Annotated in this window: 16 protein-coding genes, 1 tRNA gene and 2 pseudogenes; 17 read left to right on the forward strand and 2 right to left on the reverse strand. The window is 65.8% G+C overall.

All coding sequences use genetic code 11. From position 1 onward, the window contains the following. Positions 1–4 precede the first annotated feature (4 nt). From ACE3RX_RS15405 to ACE3RX_RS15470, 14 genes are all read left to right on the forward strand, one after another. Positions 5–1183: a type II secretion system F family protein gene (locus ACE3RX_RS15405; protein ID WP_374485565.1), complete on the forward strand. Its 1179-nt coding sequence runs from the start codon at positions 5–7 to the stop codon at positions 1181–1183. After that, entirely contained in the window at positions 1180–2862 is a 1683-nt protein-coding gene (locus tag ACE3RX_RS15410) for a GspE/PulE family protein (RefSeq protein WP_374485568.1), read from the forward strand. The genes ACE3RX_RS15405 and ACE3RX_RS15410 overlap by 4 nt, the downstream gene beginning before the upstream one ends. Then, the gene (locus tag ACE3RX_RS15415) at positions 2843–4099 is read left to right on the forward strand and encodes a PilN domain-containing protein (protein WP_374485572.1); all 1257 of its coding nucleotides are present in this window, start codon (positions 2843–2845) and stop codon (positions 4097–4099) included. Before ACE3RX_RS15410 ends, ACE3RX_RS15415 begins: the two co-directional genes overlap by 20 nt. Then, positions 4096–4659 (forward strand): GspMb/PilO family protein, encoded by a 564-nt coding sequence (locus tag ACE3RX_RS15420; RefSeq protein WP_374485576.1) that lies wholly within the window; start codon positions 4096–4098, stop codon positions 4657–4659. Before ACE3RX_RS15415 ends, ACE3RX_RS15420 begins: the two co-directional genes overlap by 4 nt. After that, positions 4656–5144, forward strand: a complete 489-nt coding sequence (locus tag ACE3RX_RS15425) for a hypothetical protein (protein WP_374485580.1) — start codon at positions 4656–4658, stop codon at positions 5142–5144. The genes ACE3RX_RS15420 and ACE3RX_RS15425 overlap by 4 nt, the downstream gene beginning before the upstream one ends. Next, positions 5141–7396 carry a secretin N-terminal domain-containing protein gene (locus ACE3RX_RS15430; protein WP_374485583.1) on the forward strand — a complete coding sequence of 752 codons (2256 nt, stop codon included), beginning with the start codon at positions 5141–5143 and terminating at the stop codon, positions 7394–7396. Before ACE3RX_RS15425 ends, ACE3RX_RS15430 begins: the two co-directional genes overlap by 4 nt. Positions 7397–7406: 10 nt before the next feature. Further along, on the forward strand, positions 7407–7877 hold the full coding sequence (locus tag ACE3RX_RS15435) for a type II secretion system protein (protein ID WP_374485585.1): 471 nt from the start codon (positions 7407–7409) through the stop codon (positions 7875–7877). Positions 7878–7881: 4 nt separating this feature from the next. Further along, positions 7882–8271 carry a type IV pilin protein gene (locus ACE3RX_RS15440; protein ID WP_374485587.1) on the forward strand — a complete coding sequence of 130 codons (390 nt, stop codon included), beginning with the start codon at positions 7882–7884 and terminating at the stop codon, positions 8269–8271. Beyond that, positions 8268–8777 carry a type II secretion system protein gene (locus tag ACE3RX_RS15445; protein ID WP_374485591.1) on the forward strand — a complete coding sequence of 170 codons (510 nt, stop codon included), beginning with the start codon at positions 8268–8270 and terminating at the stop codon, positions 8775–8777. The genes ACE3RX_RS15440 and ACE3RX_RS15445 overlap by 4 nt, the downstream gene beginning before the upstream one ends. A gap of 245 nt (positions 8778–9022) precedes the next feature. Beyond that, complete coding sequence (locus tag ACE3RX_RS15450) at positions 9023–9364, forward strand: hypothetical protein (protein ID WP_374485595.1); 342 nt, start codon at positions 9023–9025, stop codon at positions 9362–9364. 24 nt (positions 9365–9388) lie between these two features. Next, positions 9389–10486: a hypothetical protein gene (locus ACE3RX_RS15455; RefSeq protein ID WP_374485599.1), complete on the forward strand. Its 1098-nt coding sequence runs from the start codon at positions 9389–9391 to the stop codon at positions 10484–10486. A gap of 10 nt (positions 10487–10496) precedes the next feature. Continuing rightward, on the forward strand, positions 10497–12308 hold the full coding sequence (locus ACE3RX_RS15460; RefSeq protein WP_374485602.1) for a hypothetical protein: 1812 nt from the start codon (positions 10497–10499) through the stop codon (positions 12306–12308). 72 nt (positions 12309–12380) lie between these two features. Then, on the forward strand, positions 12381–13145 hold the full coding sequence (locus tag ACE3RX_RS15465; protein ID WP_374485605.1) for a PEP-CTERM sorting domain-containing protein: 765 nt from the start codon (positions 12381–12383) through the stop codon (positions 13143–13145). A 24-nt stretch (positions 13146–13169) separates the two neighbouring features. Next, a tRNA-Met gene (locus tag ACE3RX_RS15470) sits at positions 13170–13246 on the forward strand. 225 nt (positions 13247–13471) lie between these two features. Here ACE3RX_RS15470 and ACE3RX_RS15475 read toward each other — a convergent pair. Continuing rightward, positions 13472–13714, reverse strand: coding sequence for a helix-turn-helix domain-containing protein (locus tag ACE3RX_RS15475; protein WP_374485608.1), 243 nt, complete (start codon positions 13712–13714; stop codon positions 13472–13474). A 152-nt stretch (positions 13715–13866) separates the two neighbouring features. Here ACE3RX_RS15475 and ACE3RX_RS15480 point away from each other — a divergent pair. The 3 genes and pseudogenes from ACE3RX_RS15480 to ACE3RX_RS15490 all read left to right on the forward strand — a co-directional run. Next, positions 13867–14055, forward strand: a pseudogene (locus ACE3RX_RS15480) (hypothetical protein); the annotation flags it as partial. Between the two features lie 172 nt (positions 14056–14227). Continuing rightward, positions 14228–15523, forward strand: coding sequence for an Arm DNA-binding domain-containing protein (locus tag ACE3RX_RS15485; protein WP_374485616.1), 1296 nt, complete (start codon positions 14228–14230; stop codon positions 15521–15523). Beyond that, positions 15516–16490 carry an HD domain-containing protein gene (locus ACE3RX_RS15490; protein WP_374485620.1) on the forward strand — a complete coding sequence of 325 codons (975 nt, stop codon included), beginning with the start codon at positions 15516–15518 and terminating at the stop codon, positions 16488–16490. Before ACE3RX_RS15485 ends, ACE3RX_RS15490 begins: the two co-directional genes overlap by 8 nt. Positions 16491–16511: 21 nt before the next feature. Here ACE3RX_RS15490 and ACE3RX_RS15495 read toward each other — a convergent pair. Next, positions 16512–16989: pseudogene (locus ACE3RX_RS15495) on the reverse strand (transposase); the annotation flags it as partial. Between the last annotated feature and the right edge of the window lie 54 nt (positions 16990–17043).

Raw genomic sequence — 17043 nt, forward strand, 5'->3', positions numbered from 1 at the left:
CGCCATGCGATTCCGCATCAGGGCAGTCACTGCCGCCAACGTGATCGAGGACATCGAGCTCGAAGCCGCCGACGAGGCGGCTGCCCGCCGCCTGGCTGAGGCGCAGGGGCTTGGTGTGCTGTCGGCTACGCTGTTGCTGTCGGGGGCGGTGCGCGGCGGGCGTTTTCCGTTGTTGCTGTTGAATCAGGAACTGCTTGCTCTGCTGACGGCCGGTATTCCGCTGGCCGAATCCCTGAGCGCGCTGGCCGAGAAGGAGATGCGGCCTGCCATCCGGCAGGTGCTGGCGGTGCTGATTGCCGCGCTGCGCGAGGGACGGCCGCTGTCGGCGGCACTGGCGGCCCGGCCGGACTGCTTCCCCGAACTGTATGTCGCCACCATGCGTGCGGCGGAGCGGACCAGCGATCTGGCCCCTGCCTTGGGGCGCTACATCGCCTACCAGCGGCAGATCGAGTTCGTGCGCGACAGGCTGGTTGCCGCAGCGCTCTATCCCTTGTTGCTGCTGGTGGTGGGGGCGGCCGTCATGCTGTTTCTGCTGGTGTATGTGGTGCCACGTTTCGCCCGTGTCTTCGAGACTGTCGGTGGCGATTTGCCATGGCTGTCCCGCCTGTTGCTCGATTGGGGGCGCCTGGTGGAGGGGCGGGGCGACGTGCTGGCGGTGCTGGCCTGCGGTGGCGTGGCCGGGCTGCTTGCCTTGTTGCGCCGGCAGGACATCTGGGCGGCGCTGCTGGGGTTGGCCTGGCGCCTCCCGCGGATTGGGGGGCAGCTGCGGGTGTTCGAGCTGGCGCGACTATACCGGACCCTGGGCATGCTGCTGCGTGGGGGCATTCCGGCGGTCGCCGCGATGGGCATGGTGGAGGGGCTGCTGTCGCCACGCCTGCGCGCGGGCCTGGGGGCGGCCGCGGCGGACATCCGTAACGGCGAGCGTTTCTCGGCTGCCCTGCAGCGCCACGCCCTCGCCACGCCGGTGGCCCTGCGCATGCTGGCGGTCGGCGAGCGGGCCGGCAAGCTCGGCGAAATGCTCGAACGGGCGGCAGAGTTCCACGAGGAGGAGAGCGCCCGCCAGTTGGAGGTCGTGACGCGGCTGGCTGGCCCGCTGCTGATGCTGATTGTCGCCATGGCCGTGGGGCTGGTGCTGGTGATGCTTTACCTGCCCATCTTCCAGGTTGCGGAGAGCATTCAATGAACCGGAACGACGCTCTTTCCGGCGCGCAGCCCTTTTCCCTCGATGCCCTGGCCGAGGCCGCACGGCTCGCCCGGCGTTCCGGCGGAAAGGTGATGGACGTCCTGGCACGGGAGGCGGGAGCGGATTTCCAGCTGCGCCTGGCCACCACCACCGGGATCATGCCCCTCGATCACCGGACCCTGTTTGCGCTGGAGCCGGATTTCGCGGTTCTCTCGTTCGATACCGCCTTGCGCCGGGAAGCCCTGGCCCTCCGCGATGAGAGTGGCAGGCTGAGTGTCGCGCTGGTCGATCCCTTCGACACGGATCTGGTAGACGGACTTGGGGCGAGCCTGGCCGAAGCCTTCCAGCTGCGCCTGGTGGAGCGGGACGACCTGGCCGCCTGCCTGGCGCGCCACGAGGCCAACCACCGGGTGGTGGCCGAGCTGCTCGACGGCAGCGCGGCGGCCGGTGACGGCGGCGGCGAGGATCTGTCCCTCAGGCGCATCGCCGGTGATGCCAGCCCGGTTGTCAAGCTGGTCAATTCCACCCTCTACGACGCCATCCAGCAGGGCGCCAGCGACATTCACCTGGAATGCGTGCCGGGCGGGCTGGTGGTCAAGTTCCGGGTGGACGGGGTGCTGGCGCGGGTTGGCGGGGTGCAAGGCGGTGAACTGGCGGAGCAGGCGATTTCCCGGCTCAAGGTACTGGCCGAGCTGGACATCGCCGAGCGCCGGATTCCCCAGGACGGACGTTTCAAGGTCCAGGCCGGCGGTCGGGCGATCGATTTCCGGGTGTCCATCATGCCGAGCATCCACGGCGAAGACGCGGTGCTGCGCATCCTCGACAAGGAACATCTGACCCGCGAGATGGCAGGCCTGACGCTGGACGCCCTGGGCTTCGACGCGGCGGTGCGCAGCCAGCTGCGGCGCATGGCCGGCGAGCCCTACGGCATGCTGTTGGTGACCGGCCCGACCGGATCGGGCAAGACCACCAGCCTCTACGCGCTGTTGTCGGAAACCAATACCGGGCAGGACAAGATCGTCACCATCGAGGACCCGGTGGAGTACCAGTTGCCCGGCGTGCTGCAGATCCCGGTGAATGAGAAGAAGGGGCTGAGTTTCGCCCGCGGCCTGCGCTCCATCCTGCGCCACGATCCGGACAAGATCATGGTCGGAGAGATCCGCGACCCGGAAACCGCCGAAATCGCCGTCCAGGCCGCTCTCACCGGCCACCTCGTGTTCACCACGGTGCATGCCAACAATGCCTTCGACGTGATCGGGCGCTTCATGCACATGGGGGTCGATCCCTACAACCTGGTGGCTGCCCTCAACGGCGTGGTGGCCCAGCGCCTGGTGCGTATCAACTGCCCGGGCTGCGCCGCCGACGTGGCGGTGGCGCCGGCGCTGCTCGACGAGTCGGGCCTCGGCGCGGACGGGGCGGCCGCGGGCTACCGCTTTCGTGCCGGCACAGGTTGCGGTCTGTGTCGCGGCTCGGGCTACCGAGGCCGGCGGGCGATCGCCGAGGTGTTGCTACTCGACGATGAGTTGCGTGACCTGATCGTGGCGCGCGCGCCGCTGCGCCAGCTCAAGGAGCGCGTGCGGCAGCGTGGCTTCGTCAGCCTGCGCCAGGCGGGTCTGGCCCTGGTGCGTGAGGGGCTGACCACTTTGCAGGAGTTGAACCGTGTCACGTTTGTGGCCTGAGCGGATCCGCCTGCACATCGGCCCGGCCAGCCTGCGCGTGAGTCGGCGCGGACGGGCGGACCTGGAGCTACCGCTGGCTGCCGACTGGTCGGCGAGCCTCGCGGCCTTGCCGGAGCTGCCGCGCCACGCCCACCTTGAGGTTCGGGTGGCCGATTGCCATGCGCGCTACTTCCGCGTCCTGTGGCCGGCAGGTTTGCTGCGGGGCGAGCGGGACAGCTGGCTGCGCCATCGTTTTGCGGAGATCTTCGGCAGCGTCGACGGCTGGCGCGTGCTGGCCGACCGGGATGCGGTGGTTCATCCCTGCCTGGCGCTGGCTTTGCCGATGGCGCTGGTGGCGGCGGTGGACGACCTTGTCGAGCAGCGGGGCCTGAAGCTGCGCAGCCTGTCGACGGATTTCGTCGAAAGCTACAACCCCCTGAGCCGCAGGCTGGCGGCCGACGGGGCGCTGGCCCGTGCGTGCGACGGGCGGCTGACCCTCGGCCTGTGGCAGGACGGACGCTGGCTGGCCATCCGCAGCCTGACCGGAGTCGGCGTGGAGGAGAGCCTGGCGGGCCTCCTGCCCCAACTGGTCGGGCGCGGTGAGCTGCCGGCCGGTGGCACGCTCTACCTCGCAGGCGCGACGGACATCGCCGGGCTGCCCGCCGGCTGGAAGGCCGAGGCCGTGGACGGCCCTTCGTCCACGCGGCGCTTCGGCCTGCGGCGGGCGCCGCCCCCGCTGGCGCTGGACTTTGCCGGACAGGGGCGACGCCTCGGCTGGGTCGGCGCACTGATGCTGGCCACCGGCGTCGCTGCGCTGGCTGGCGTGATGCACGAATACGCGGTGCTTGAAAACCAGCGTGATGAGGCGCTCCGGTGGGTGGAGCGCTTCAGGCGGGCCATCGACCGGCAGGCCGGTCTGCGTCCGGCGGCCGGCGTGGTGAGCGAGCAGGAACTGCGGCCGGCGCTGGGCGTGGCTCGCCTGCTGCGACGGGACTGGCCCGGCGTCTTCGCGGCCCTCGAGGGGGCTGCCGACGATCCGGGCATCGCCGTGCTCGGCGTGGATCTCGAAGGGCCGCGGGGGACCGTCAAGCTGGTGGGCGAGGCGCGCAACCTGCCGGAGGTCTTTGCCTTCGCCCGGCGCCTGGAGGGAGCCGGGGGGCTGGCCGAAGTGCGCCTGGTGAGCTACGCCTTCCAGGCATCGGCCAGCGTGCCGAGCGTCGGTTTCACGCTGGCGGCCCGCTGGGAGGGCAAGCCATGAGCGCGCGGGCGAGGATCCTGCTGGCCGACGTGCAGGAGTCCGCCGGCCGGGCGTTCCGGCGGGCCGGCTGGGCGGGCGTGCTCGGTTTTGCGCTGCTGGTCTGCGCCTTGAGCTTCGACTACAGCGGCAATCACGCGCTGGAGGCCGAAGTCGAGTCCCTTGGGCAGGAGGCGCAGGCGCTGGCCCGGCGGCTGCACCAGCCGGCCCGCCCGCAGGCGTCGGCGCGTCAGCGGCTGGAGGCGTTCTACGCCGGCTTTCCCGTCGGCACGACCTTGCCCGACCTGCTGGTGCGCCTGCATGGCCATGCCCAGGCCCGTGGCGTGGCACTCGAGCGGGCTGACTATCGGACGGCGGCTGAGGCGGGCACGCCGCTGGAGCGGGTAACTCTCGACTTGCCCGCCCGCGGCAGCTATCCGGTATTGCGTGCCTGGCTCGACGACCTCGTGGCGGAAATGCCCGAGCTGGCGCTGGAGTCGGTGTCCCTGCGCCGCGAGCGCATCGATGAGCCGCAGCTGGAAGCCCGCGTGCAGTTGGCATTCTTCCTGCGAAGGGCGCCATGAAACGCCAAAATGTCCTGGGCGCAGCCCTGTTCCTGAGCCTGGCCGCCAGCTGGTGGGCCGCCGTTGTCGACAGCGACGAGGACGGTCCTGGCGAGCCATCGCGGGCATCGCGTGGCGCTGCGCCGGTGGCGAAGGCGGGCAGTGCCGGCGGGCTGGATCTGCTCGACCGGCGCCCGCCACCGCTGCAGAAGGAAGGCGTGGCTGCCGACCTCTTTGCCGTACGCAGCTTCGCGCCGCCTCCGCCCGTCGCGCCGCCGCCCCCTCCGCCAAGTGCGCCGGCGCTCCCTTTCCGTTATCTCGGCATGCTCGAGGAGGATGGCCGCCAGCTGGCTTTCCTGGCCGAGGGGGACACGCTGCGGGTGCTGCATGCCGGCGAGCAGATGGACGCGCGCTACCGGGTGACGGCGATCCGCCGTGATCGCATCGACTTCCTGTATCTCCCGCTCAACCAGATCCAGAGCCTCGCTACGGGGGCCGTGCCATGACCACTCCGATCCTGCGGCGCCTGTCGGCCGCCTTGTGCCTGTTGCTGCTGTGTTGCGCGTGCACCTCCAACCGGGCGCTGGAGGAGAGTCGGCAGGCCTTTGCCGGCGGCAATCCGGAGAGCGCGCTGCGAGACCTGCGCGAGCGGGTTGGTGCCGAGCCGAAGAACCTCGAACTGCGCGCTTACTATCTCCGCCAGCGCGACATCCTGACCGTGCGCCAGTTGGCGATGGCCGAGCAGGCCCGCGTCGCCGGGCGTTTCGACGAGGCGGAACAAGCCCTGGCGCTGGCCCGCCAGTTCGACCCCAACCATCCGCGCGTACTGGCCGGTGCCGAGGCGATTGCCGCCGCACGCCAGCGCCACGGGCAAGCCCTGGAGGCCGAGCAGTATTTCGCGCGTGGCGACCTGGCCGGGGCCGAAGCCCGCGCCCGCGCCGTGCTGGCCCAGGACCCGGCCCATGCGGGGGCGCGCAGCTTGCTGCGCCGCCTCGACGAGCGGGCCGCCACCCGCGACAACACCCCGGCCGCACTGCAGGGGCCGCTGGCCAGGCCGGTTAGCCTGGAGTTCCGCGATGCGCCGCTGCGCGGCGTGTTCGAGGCCCTGTCGCGTGCCTCCGGGCTCAACTTCGTGTTCGACCGGGACGTGCGTGCCGATGCGAAAGTGACGATCTTCGTGCGCAACAACAGCATCGATGACGTGCTCAAGCTGCTGATGGTGACCCAGCAGCTCGAGCGCAAGCTGCTCAACGGCAACTCGGTGCTGATCTATCCGAATACCCCGGCCAAGCAGAAGGACTACCAGGAGTTCGTCACGCGCAGCTTCTATCTGGCTAATGCCAGCGTGGCCCAGGCCCAGGTGCTGGTGAAACAGATGGTCAAGAGCCGCGATGTGTTCGTCGACGAAAAGCTCAACCTGCTGATCGTCAAGGACACCCCGGAGGCCGTTCGCCTGGTCGAGAAGCTGCTGGCCAGCCTGGATCTCGCCGAGCCTGAGGTGATGCTGGAGGTGGAGGTGATGGAAATCAGCCGCAACAAGCTCCTCGAGCTGGGGCTGCGCTTCCCTGACCAGATCGGCTATGGCCTGCTGCAGCCCAATACGACCAGTGCGGTGACCACCACGACGGGAACGACCATCACCCAGAATCTGGGCGGCCAGCTGCTGCCCGGCAACGTAAGCCTGCGCAACACCGGCGCCCTGGTGCCCTACGTGGCCAATCCGGCCCTGCTGCTCAACCTGCATGATCAGGACGGCAGCTCCAACATCCTCGCCAATCCGCGCATCCGCGTGCGCAACCGGGACAAGGCGAAGATCCACATCGGCGAGAAACTGCCGGTGTTCACCACGACCTCGACGGCCAACGTGGGGGTGTCGGCGTCGGTCAATTATCTTGACGTGGGCCTCAAGCTGGAGGTCGAGCCCTCCGTGCATCTGGATGACGAAGTGGCCATCAAGGTCAGCCTGGAGGTGAGCAGCATCGTCAAGGAGGTGATGGGGCCGTCCAGCTCCCTGGCCTACCAGGTGGGCACGCGCAGTGCAATCACGTCCCTGCGCCTGCGGGATGGGGAGACCCAGGTGCTGGCCGGCCTGATCAGCGACGAGGAGCGGACCTCGGCCAACCGGCTGCCGGGCCTCGGCGAAATGCCGGCGGTCGGGCGCTTGTTCAGCAGTCAGCGGGATAGCGAGAGCAAGACCGAGATCGTGCTGCTGATCACGCCGCGGGTGGTGCGCAACATCGTCCGCCCGGATCCAGCCACGGCCACCCTGGCCGCCGGGACCGAGTCGGTGGTTGGCGGGGCGCCGCTGCAACTGGGGCCGCAGGCCTCGGCTGGTATGTCCTTCAGTCCGGTGGGCGCCATCCCGGCGGCGCCCGCCGTGGTGATGCCTGCGTCCGTGCCTTCTACTGCGCCGGCGGTGGACAGTCCGTTCAGCCTGCGGGTGCCAGAGGAGGTCGGGGGAGGCGATGAATTCACGGTCAGTGTGCAGTTGCCTCTCGACGGCCTGGAGAGCGGCACTGTCGTCCTGCGCTACGATCCGGCGTTGCTCGTCCCGGCGGACGATCCGGGCGCTACCGGCGGGACGAGGACGCTGAGCCTGCAGCTTGGCAGCCCAAACCGGGGCGGGGCGCGCTTCCGCGTCCGCCAGGGCGCTTTCGGCGGTGCCGTCTTCGAGCTGGCCAGCAGCAGCCTGCGGGTCGGCGGCGCGGAGCGTCAGCTGGCGCTGCCGGCGCCGGCGGTGGTGCGCGTCCATCCCTAGGCTGGCGACGATGCGGGCGCGAGGCTTTACGCTCATCGAGATGGTGGTCACGGTAGCCATCGTCGGGATCCTGGCGTCCATTGCCGTGCCGGTGCTGCAGCTGACTGTGCAGCGTGCGAGGGAGAGCGAGTTGCGCCTGGCCCTGCGCCAGATCCGCGAGGGGATCGATACCTACAAGCGCCTTGCCGATGAAGGGCGGATCGCCCGCCCGGCTGACGGTAGCGGCTACCCGCCGCGGCTGTCCGACCTGATGACGGGGCTGTCCGACCTGCGCTCGCCCCTGCCCCGAAAGATCTACATCCTGCGCCGGATTCCCCGCGACCCGCTGCATCCGGATCCCAAAGTCCCGGCCGAGGAGACCTGGGGGCTGCGCAGCTATGCCAGCCCGCCGGACGCCCCTGCCGAGGGGGATGACGTGTTCGACGTGTTTTCGCGGGCCGAGGGCCTTGGCCTGAACGGCATCCGCTACCGGGAGTGGTGAGGTGATGGACTCCGCAAGGCGCCGGCTGGTGCGCGGCTTCACGCTGGTGGAACTGCTGGTGGTGATGGCGATCGTCGCACTATTGCTGGCGATCGCCGCGCCGCGCTATTTCGGTCATTTGGAAAAGGCCCGGGAAGCCGCCCTGCTGGAAACGCTGACCGTCACCCGCGATGCCATCGACAAGTTCTACGGGGATGCCGGGCGCTATCCGCGCGACCTCGATGAACTGGTGAGCCGACGCTACCTGCGTGCGCTGCCCCTCGACCCACTGACCGAGAGGCGCGACAGCTGGCAGCTGACCCCGGCGCCGGACGGCACCAACGGCGGTGTCTCTGATCTGCATAGCGGCGCGGAAGGGCTTGCCCGCGACGGGCGCCGCTACGGCGAGCTATGAGTCCGCGCCACCGCCAGGCAGGGGGCCTCTATCTGCTGATGCTGTTTGCCGTCTTTGGCCTGGGCCTGGGGCTGGCCCGTTTCGGCAGCGTCTGGTCCACGACAGCATGGCGCGAAAGGGAGACCGAGCTCATCTTCGCCGGCGGTGAAATCGCCCGCGCCATCGCGCGTTACCGCGCGGACTCCCCGGCCGGGCGTAGCGACTTCCCGCAGACCCTCGACGATTTGCTCGAGGATCGCCGTGTGCCCTACGTACGCCGCCATCTGCGCCGCCTGTACCGGGATCCGATGACGGGGCTGGCGGACTGGGTACCGGTTCGGGAGGGCGAGCGGATCGTCGGCGTGCACAGCCGGTCGGAGCGGGAACCCCTGCGCACCGGGGTGCTGCCCGACTTCATTAGGGTGAAGCCGCCGCGGGAGGGGAGTGTCCATTACTCCGACTGGATCTTCCGCGTCGATCCCCTGGCGCCGGCTACTCCGTCCCTGTCCGAGACCCGGCGCCCCTGAATTTTCCCCGCTTGATGTCATCGCCATTTTTTGCCAAGTGCTTCCCTAGATCTGGCAAATTCGTCGGCAGCCAGTATGACCATGCTGCCATGTCGGTTTTTTTTACAAATTTCGTGTTGTCGAATAATGGATATATGGAAAGAACCATAAATTCAATGGGTTTGATTTGTGGTATGGGAAATGCGTGCCGATGGGGCGGATGGTAGTGATGGTTGCTTGGTTTGTCTTCGCAAGGGGAGAAAATTATGTGCAACAGGTACGGACATCTGCGTTTCATCCTGATGGGCTGTCTGACGGTGCTGGCTGCCGGCGCTCATGCTGGCGGCCCCACGCTCAGCGGTCCTTCATCCATCACGCTCAGTGAGCGGGCCGTGTTCAGCGGTGGCAACTTCCCTCCCAGCAGTGCCTTGACCGTCGTGGTCACTGATCCCGCCGGCAAGCAGAGTTCGCGGGCGATTGCCAGTAGCACCAGCGGTACCTTCCAGTATGAGCTGAGTGCCGGCGCCACTGGGCGCTACGAAATCAAGGTGCTGGATGGCAAGGGGGCGCCTCTCGGGTCCGCCCTGGTCGTTCCGGTCAATCCCTGATTCCGTCCTCTCAGGGAGACCACAATGAATAACAAGCGTGCCTGGCGGGCGGGGCTTGCCGGGGGAGTTCTTGCGTCGCTGTGCGTCGGTGCCGCCTGGGCCGCCGGGCCCGGTGTCCTGTTCGTATCTAACCGCGATGGCCACATGCAGATCTATCGCGCGGCGGACGACGGTGGTGCGGAAACCCGCCTGACCTTCAGTCAGGGAGGGAACAATCAGCCCGCCTGGTCGCCGGACGGGCGGCGGATCGCTTTTACCTCGACCCGGGACGGAAATCCAGAAATCTACGTTTCCAATGCGGACGGCTGTGACTCCCGCCGGCTGACCAACGATCCGGCCATCGACGTGCGGCCCGCCTGGTCGCCGGATGGCGCCCGGATCGCCTTCGTGTCGACCCGCGAAGGGCGCAGCAACATCCATGTGATGAATGCAGACGGCAGTGCGCAGCGGGCCATCACCGCGGCCAGCGGCGAACTGAGTGGGGGGGCGCCGATCTGGTCGCCCGACGGGAAGACGCTGTATTTCCTGATGGGCGTCGGCAACAAGAACCAGCTGCACGCCATCCAGGTGGATGGCAGCGGCCTGAAGGACCTTACCTCTGCGATCTCGCGGGGTGGGAAGGGAGAGGCCGATCTGTCCCCCGATGGCCGCTGGCTGGTCTTCACCACCGCGGAGGACAAGCAGCCGGTCAATCTGATGGTGATGCGTGCGGATGGTTCGGAGGCACGGCAGATCACCCGTGACCAGGGTGACAACTATTCGCCGCATTGGTCTCCGGACGGCCGGCATATCGCCTTCGTGTCCAGCCGCGACGACCTCGTCCGCTCGGAGATCTACGTGGTCAATGCAGACGGAACGGCGCCCCGCAATGTCTCCAATCACCCGCGGGATGATTTCGAGCCGCGTTGGGTGGATGGCCGCACGGTGGTTTTCGCCAGCATGCGCGCGCCCATCACTCAACTGTACCGGGTGGATATCGAAGCGGCGCAACCGCAGCGCATCACCCATAGCCAGTCCCTCGAGCTGGAACCCACGCCGTTTGCCGGCTCGCCGCTGCAATCCGGCCTGGCGGACGGGCGCGACTGGCGCGCGTCCCTCGTCCTGAACCGCTCATCTCGTTAGGAAAGCCATCATGACCAAGAACAGAACGCTCAAACTGAGCCAGATCGTCCTCTCGGTTGGCTGTGCCTTGACCTGTATGCAGGCCGGTGCCGCCGGAAAGACTTATACCCTCGATGCCGATTTCGATCTGGGCACAGCGGTCAACGTCAACCACAACGCGCCGAACAGCAACCAGCTGCAACTCAACACGGTGACCTCGACCTTCCCGGTGCTGTGGGTCGCCAATGCGGGGGAGGACACGGTCAGCAAGATCGACACGCTGAACAACAAGGAGATCGCGCGTTATCGCACCTGGTTCGGCCCGGCGGGCCAGCCCGGCTACTATGCCCACCTTGGCGCGCCGTGGACGGGGCCGGCGCCGTCACGCACAGCGGTGGACAAGGACGGCAACGCCTATGTGCTGAATCGCCACTTCGAAGGCCGGCCGGCGATGCTGATGAAGATCCTGACCCAGGGCGGGATCGACCGTAATGGCAACAGCGTCATCGACACCTCGTCGGATACGGACAACAACGGCATCATCGGCGCCGGTGAGATCCTGTCGCTGGCGGACTCGAACGGCAACGGGGTCCTCGACCCCGCTGAACTCACTGATGAGCGCGTGGCCTGGGCTGTTACGGTCGGCCCGGCCAACGGACTCGGACGCTCCCTGTGCATCGGTACCGACGGGAATCTGTGGGTGGGGCTCTACAACGCTCAGACCTATTACAAGGTCAGCTCCGTCAATGGCGCGATCCTGGCCGGCCCCGTCAGCACTGCGCCGACCGCCGGGCAACCCAGCGCCGGTAGCTGGACACCCTATGGCTGCCTGATCGATGCCAACGGGACCCTGTGGTCTGCGTCACTGACGGGGGTGCTCGGCAAGATCACCAATACCCAGAGCAACGTCGGGCCGTGGACCGTCGCCTCCTTCGGCAGCAGCTACCAGAACTACGGTATCGCACTGGGCAACGGCATGGTCTATCTTGGCGCGATCGGCAACGCAGTCAGCTATGTCCAGTTCAACCCGGCCACCAATACGTTCTCCCTGCCGGCCCAGGGGCCTGGCTACTATTCCACGGGGATCGGTGTGGACGGCGCCGGCGACATCATCACCGGGCCGTACGGCTCGGGCGGGCTGACCAAATACCATGCCAACGGCACGATCGCGTGGACGGCGCCGACCCAGCTAGCCAGTGAAACCCGGGGCGTGATCCCGGACCAGGACAACAACCTGTGGCAGGTCAGCCGCACTGGCAACCGGATCATGAAGTACCGGGGCAGTGATGGGGCGCCCCTCGGCATGGTGCAGGTCGGTGACAACCCCTACACCTACAGTGACGCGAGTGGATCGACGGTGCTGGGGCAGACCACTCCGAGCGGCAACTGGGCGGTCATCTACGACGGTGGTGCAGCGGGCGCAAAGTGGGGGACGGTCAGCTGGCACGAGCTGGTGCCGACCGGAGGCTCCCTGACGGTCAAGGTGCGCTCGGCCGACCTGCAGGCCAATCTGCCGCTGCAACCCTGGACTCCGGTGAGCAACAACGTGGCGTTCAACGGCACCGGGCGTTTCATTCAGGTGCAGGCCGATCTGGGAGCCAATGCGCAGAATCAGTCGCCGGTCTTGTATGACCTGACGATCGCTGGAATCAGCACTGCCGTATGCGATGTGGACGGGGATGGTGACATCGACCAGAACGACCTCGCCCTGATCAGCAAGGGGCGCGGGCAGACGCCGACCGCCAACGACCCGCGGGATGCCAATCGTGACGGGAAGATCGATCCGCTGGACGTGAAGGTCTGCATTCCCAAGTGCACGCGGGCCAACTGCGCAATCCAGTAAAGGCGTGACCCGGCTCCGGCAGGTTGCCGGAGCCGTCCAAGATCACTTGAGTTAGCCAAGGGAGTGCTCATCATGAAAATGTCGCGAATTGCCGCCGGGCTGATGCTGTCCCTGGCCGCGGCTGGCGCCCACGCCGCACTGTTGTCCGATCTGCTGAGCGGAGGCAACATCCGCGCCGGGGACAAGCTGTTCGACAGCTGGAAGCTGGTCAGCTATACCTCCTCGGACGTCAACCGTTCGTTCAATGCGTCCAACATCGACGTCCAGGCGCTCAGTGACGGTGGCGACAAGCCCGGACCCGGCCTGCGTTTCACGGCGTCGCGGAATGAACTGGGCGTCACTGGTGACGGCGTGTTTGGCTTCGTCGACCTGATGTTCGGTTTCCGGGTGTCTGTTCTCGACCCCGCACGGCGCGTTTCGGGTAATACCTTGTCGTTTGCATCGGGAGGGGCAACGCTGAGCTGGATGGTGGATGGTAGCTACGACCTCGGCACTTATATCCGTGAAGTGATCGGCACGGCGGAGGGGCTCGATGACCTGGGGCAAAAGAACATCGAGTTCAGCCAGCTGGACGATCCGCTATCCGGCAGCAGCGGGACCACCAAGATTTCGGATTCGGCCGCGTTCGCGCCGCAGCAAAGCGCTTGGGTGACCAAGAACATCCTGGTGTGGGCGGCGGATACGACAGATACCGCCGTCCTCACCCAGTTCGACCAACGCTTCTCCCAGAGCCAGGTTCCGGAACCCGGCAGCTTTGCGCTGTTGGGGCTTGGTTTGCTTGGACTGGGCTGGGTGCGTCAGACTGCCTGTAAAAAGAACTTGGCAAAAATCGGCTAGCGGGGTAGTATTCGCCCCCTCTGACGCGGGGTGGAGCAGTCTGGCAGCTCGTCGGGCTCATAACCCGAAGGTCGCAGGTTCAAATCCTGCCCCCGCAACCAAATAAAAGCGTTAAGGCTCAAGCATTTAGTTGCTTGGGCCTTTTTGCTTTTCGGGCTCGGATTGGAGCTTGTGCCCACTCAGTGCCCAAACCGTGCCCATTCTGTGCCCGGACAAAATCCCGCGTTTTGCGAACCGTGGAGGGTTTGACCTTCGGGCACCGTGCCCGTCGGGCACCGTGCCCGTCGGGCACGGCCCCTGATGCGTGCGTGATTCCCTCCTGCTGCCTATCCGTTGCTGTCGGGGAGTTGGGGTGGAGAGGCCAGCTCACTCCTTTGATACTCCAGTAAGTCGGGCAGCCCGCAGTTCAGGTAGGTACATAGTGCATCCAGGACATCGAGCTCTACGCGTTCGGCTGTCTCGTGATACAGGCGGGTCAGCGTTCCCCGGTTGATGCCCGTGTCCCGTGTGACGTCGCTGATCTTCAGCTTCCGCTCGCCAAGGAGGCGAGATAGGTGGCACTTGATCACGTTACGCTCCAAAAACAAAAAATGATCTCTAGAAGGTCAAAAAAGTCTTTGACAGATCTTCTTCTTGTGTAAAATGGTCTCCAGTAGATCGTTTTGAGGCTATCAAGCAACAAAACGTCCTGCTGAAAGATCAATTCTACGGAGAAGTCCTCATGTCCGCTAACACCTACCTAACAACTGACGAGCTTGCTGCTCGGATCAAGTACGACGTTCGAACCATCCGAGAACGTCTGAAGGACTCGGTTCTGCTCGAGGGTGTGCATTACATCCGTCCATTCGGGGGTCGAAAGATCCTCTACGTATGGGAGCAGATCGAAAAAGACATGGCTCTTGAGTCCCTAGATGCGGGGCTTGTCCAGGCCGCAACGCCGACTCGTGGTCAGTCCGAGAGCACCCGTTCAGTCATGATTCCCATGGCCAGCGGGGTGGCGTGCCGGGTTGCAGCGATTCCGGGATCGCCTCGGAAGTCTGTACAACACCTGAGGGCTCAGACCGCACAGAAGGAGGCTCGCCATGGCTAGCATCAGAGCCCGGGCGGACTCCGGAAAACTGTTCTTCGACTTCCGCTTTCAAGGGGTGCGTTGCAGAGAACAAACTCTGTTGGATGACACACCCGCTAACCGGCGCCGGCTGGAGAAGGTCTTGCAGCGAATCGAGTTGGAGATTCACCAAGGGGTTTTCGACTACTCGGCCTTCTTCCCCGGCAGCAAGCTCGCCGCAACATTCGCGGTCGGGGGAAGTGAGGCTCCGCGGGAGACTGACCTTTGTCAGTCTGTGCCTCAGGTGGACTGCCCTGCGATGGTCTCTGCTCCCCCACTGCCTGTTCCTGTTGGAGCCTCCATCACTCGCCCGACCATCGGCGCCTTCGCCGAGACCTGGCAGCTAGAAAACCAAGTGACTTGGCGGCGCTCTTACCAGCGCACTGTCAGCGACATCGTCACCAAGCACCTGCTGCCTCGTTTTGGTGCGCGAGATGTCGGAAGCCTCCTGCGGGAAGAACTCCTCCAATTCCGGTCCGAACTCGCCAAAGTCAAAGGCCGGAAGAAGGAAACGCTGTCGCCCCGCCGGATCAACGCCATCATGAATGTGATGAGCCTGATCTTGGCAGAAGCCTCCGACCGATACAAATTTACCAGTCCTTACTACAACATCAAACCGCTGCGTATCCCCAAGAGCGATGTCGAACCCTTCACGCTCGCTGAGGTGCAACGCATTCTCGACACCGTAAGGGAGGACTTCCGCGATTACTACACGGTGCGTTTCTTCACCGGTATGCGCACCGGCGAGGTGGATGGCCTCAAGTGGAAATACGTGGATTTCGAGCGCCAGCTGATCCTCGTGCGGGAAACCATTGTCCTTGGCGTGGTGGAGGAAGACGCCAAGACCATCGAGTCAGTGCGAGACATCCAGATGTCCCAAGTGGTGTACGACGCTCTCAAGCGCCAGTTGGCTCGTTCCGGACGCTTGAAAGGTTTCGTCTTTTGCTGCAGCACGGGTCACGCGCTGGACCACAACAACATCACCAAGCGCATCTGGTACCCCTTGCTGCGGCACCTCGGGCTCAAGAAGCGACGGCCATATCAGACCCGCCATACCGCCGCGACATTGTGGCTCGCCGCCGGGGAAAACCCCGAATGGATCGCCCGCCAGATGGGACACACGAGCACCGAAATGCTGTTCAAGGTGTATTCCCGTTATGTGCCCAACCTGACTCGCAAAGATGGATCCGCTTTTGAACGCTTGCTGAGTGAGTGCTTTGCGTCTTCTGCGCAAAACGTCGTTGTTGAAGGAGCTCATGACCATGTCTGATACCCGCCAAACTGTGTTTTCAGTGAGCCAACTGCCCCAGCCGGATCACGTCATCGACCGCCTGCCGCCGGTGTTCCGGATCCAGTCGATCGAGCGCCTGCCCTTTGACGAGCGCAACCTGCTCAACGTGGCGGTCGTCTTCCACGAGCGGGCGGTGCTGCGGGTGGAATGGCTGTGCCGGCATCCGGATAGCCGGCTGACGGTCGGCAGCCTCGTGTCGATCCGCTGGCTGGGTCGACCGACCAGCACCCTGGGGGCGATCCGGATCGCCCGGCTGGCGAAGCTCGAACGGCCCGAGGCGAGCCTCAATCCCTTCGACACGGTACCCCACGCCTGGGTCCGGGACAGGGAGCTCGTTGCGCGAGCGGGGCGTTTCTGGGAGGGCCTGGGACGACCGCTGCAGCACCTCTTCAACGCGGTGTTCTGGGAGCCCCGACGCTTCCAGCGGTATCTTGAGGGGCCGAGTTCGCTCCAAGGGCATCACAACGGCCGGAACGGTAACTTCCGCCACGCGCTGGAAGTCGCCGAGCGGGCCCGGAGCCTCGGCAGCCATCACGCGGAGGTGCATCTGCCGGTGTTGATCGCGGCGAGTCTGCTCCACGACGCGGGTAAGGCGGAGGAGTATCAGTTCAATGCACTGCGCAGCCGCTATGAGATGACGGAACGCGGGGCTCTGCTGGGCCATAAGCACACGGTACTCGAGTGGCTTGCCGCGGCCCGGGCCCAGCACCGGGTGATCCTCCCCGAGGCCCATTACCTGGCACTCCTCCACGCCATCACCGCAGCCAAGGGGGCACCCAACTGGCTGGGGCTGCGGGAGCCTCTGAGTCTGGATGCCCATATCCTGTCGACGGTGGACCGCCTCTCGGGCCAGGCTGATCTGGTCAGCCGCCATGCGGCGCGGGATGGGGGCTTCGGTGCCTATCACCGGCATCTGGGCGGACGCCCGTACGTCGTGCGGGAGTGAGTTCGCTGCCGCTGCTGCGACTCACCCGCGGCAGCGCCGGTCGCTCGCTTTGAAAGTCGGGACGTTTAAGCGGACATGCTGTTCCGTTACCTGACGCTCAAACGTCTTGGCCATGACCCGTTCGCCCCGTCGTTTGAAGCAGTTCATTTTCGTTTCCACCAAACTGCGTCGGTGGTAGCTGCTTCACCTCTTCCCGATTCGACGCCCGAATCGTTGGCAGGCCCGCAGGGCCAGTGCCATCGTGCTGGGTCGGTAGGGCGGTTTGACGCTTAACCTCTTCTGGTGGCGGCAGACGGTGCTGAAGTCCGGAACCTTCCAATCCAAACCGGCTAGGCCCAATAGGCTTTCGACCATTCCCGGGCTTTGGGGCAAGGCCAAACCAAGCAGACATTTGATGCTCAGGCAGGCAGAGCTGGATGGCCGCATCCGAGAAAGTGGGCTGGCGGCCACGCTTGCCTGTGGCCGGGGCGTAGCACTGCATGTCGCTGTCCAGCCACACCTGTCCGCGCCGATTGAATATTGAGCCAGGCTGCCGACTTTAGTTTGAGCCAGG

It is taken from the genome of Zoogloea sp. (assembly GCF_041914405.1).
GTDB lineage: Bacteria > Pseudomonadota > Gammaproteobacteria > Burkholderiales > Rhodocyclaceae > Zoogloea.

Bases quoted from the DNA above. Each gene is read 5' to 3' on its own strand.
- ACE3RX_RS15460 (WP_374485602.1), top strand. From the start codon at position 10,497: ATGACCAAGAACAGAACGCTCAAACTGAGCCAGATCGTCCTCTCGGTT.
- ACE3RX_RS15425 (WP_374485580.1), top strand. From the start codon at position 4,656: ATGAAACGCCAAAATGTCCTGGGCGCAGCCCTGTTCCTGAGCCTGGCC.
- ACE3RX_RS15420 (WP_374485576.1), top strand. From the start codon at position 4,096: ATGAGCGCGCGGGCGAGGATCCTGCTGGCCGACGTGCAGGAGTCCGCC.
- ACE3RX_RS15435 (WP_374485585.1), top strand. From the start codon at position 7,407: ATGCGGGCGCGAGGCTTTACGCTCATCGAGATGGTGGTCACGGTAGCC.
- ACE3RX_RS15445 (WP_374485591.1), top strand. From the start codon at position 8,268: ATGAGTCCGCGCCACCGCCAGGCAGGGGGCCTCTATCTGCTGATGCTG.
- ACE3RX_RS15455 (WP_374485599.1), top strand. From the start codon at position 9,389: ATGAATAACAAGCGTGCCTGGCGGGCGGGGCTTGCCGGGGGAGTTCTT.
- ACE3RX_RS15430 (WP_374485583.1), top strand. From the start codon at position 5,141: ATGACCACTCCGATCCTGCGGCGCCTGTCGGCCGCCTTGTGCCTGTTG.
- ACE3RX_RS15465 (WP_374485605.1), top strand. From the start codon at position 12,381: ATGAAAATGTCGCGAATTGCCGCCGGGCTGATGCTGTCCCTGGCCGCG.
- ACE3RX_RS15410 (WP_374485568.1), top strand. From the start codon at position 1,180: ATGAACCGGAACGACGCTCTTTCCGGCGCGCAGCCCTTTTCCCTCGAT.
- ACE3RX_RS15485 (WP_374485616.1), top strand. From the start codon at position 14,228: ATGGCTAGCATCAGAGCCCGGGCGGACTCCGGAAAACTGTTCTTCGAC.
- ACE3RX_RS15490 (WP_374485620.1), top strand. From the start codon at position 15,516: ATGTCTGATACCCGCCAAACTGTGTTTTCAGTGAGCCAACTGCCCCAG.
- ACE3RX_RS15440 (WP_374485587.1), top strand. From the start codon at position 7,882: ATGGACTCCGCAAGGCGCCGGCTGGTGCGCGGCTTCACGCTGGTGGAA.
- ACE3RX_RS15405 (WP_374485565.1), top strand. From the start codon at position 5: ATGCGATTCCGCATCAGGGCAGTCACTGCCGCCAACGTGATCGAGGAC.
- ACE3RX_RS15450 (WP_374485595.1), top strand. From the start codon at position 9,023: ATGTGCAACAGGTACGGACATCTGCGTTTCATCCTGATGGGCTGTCTG.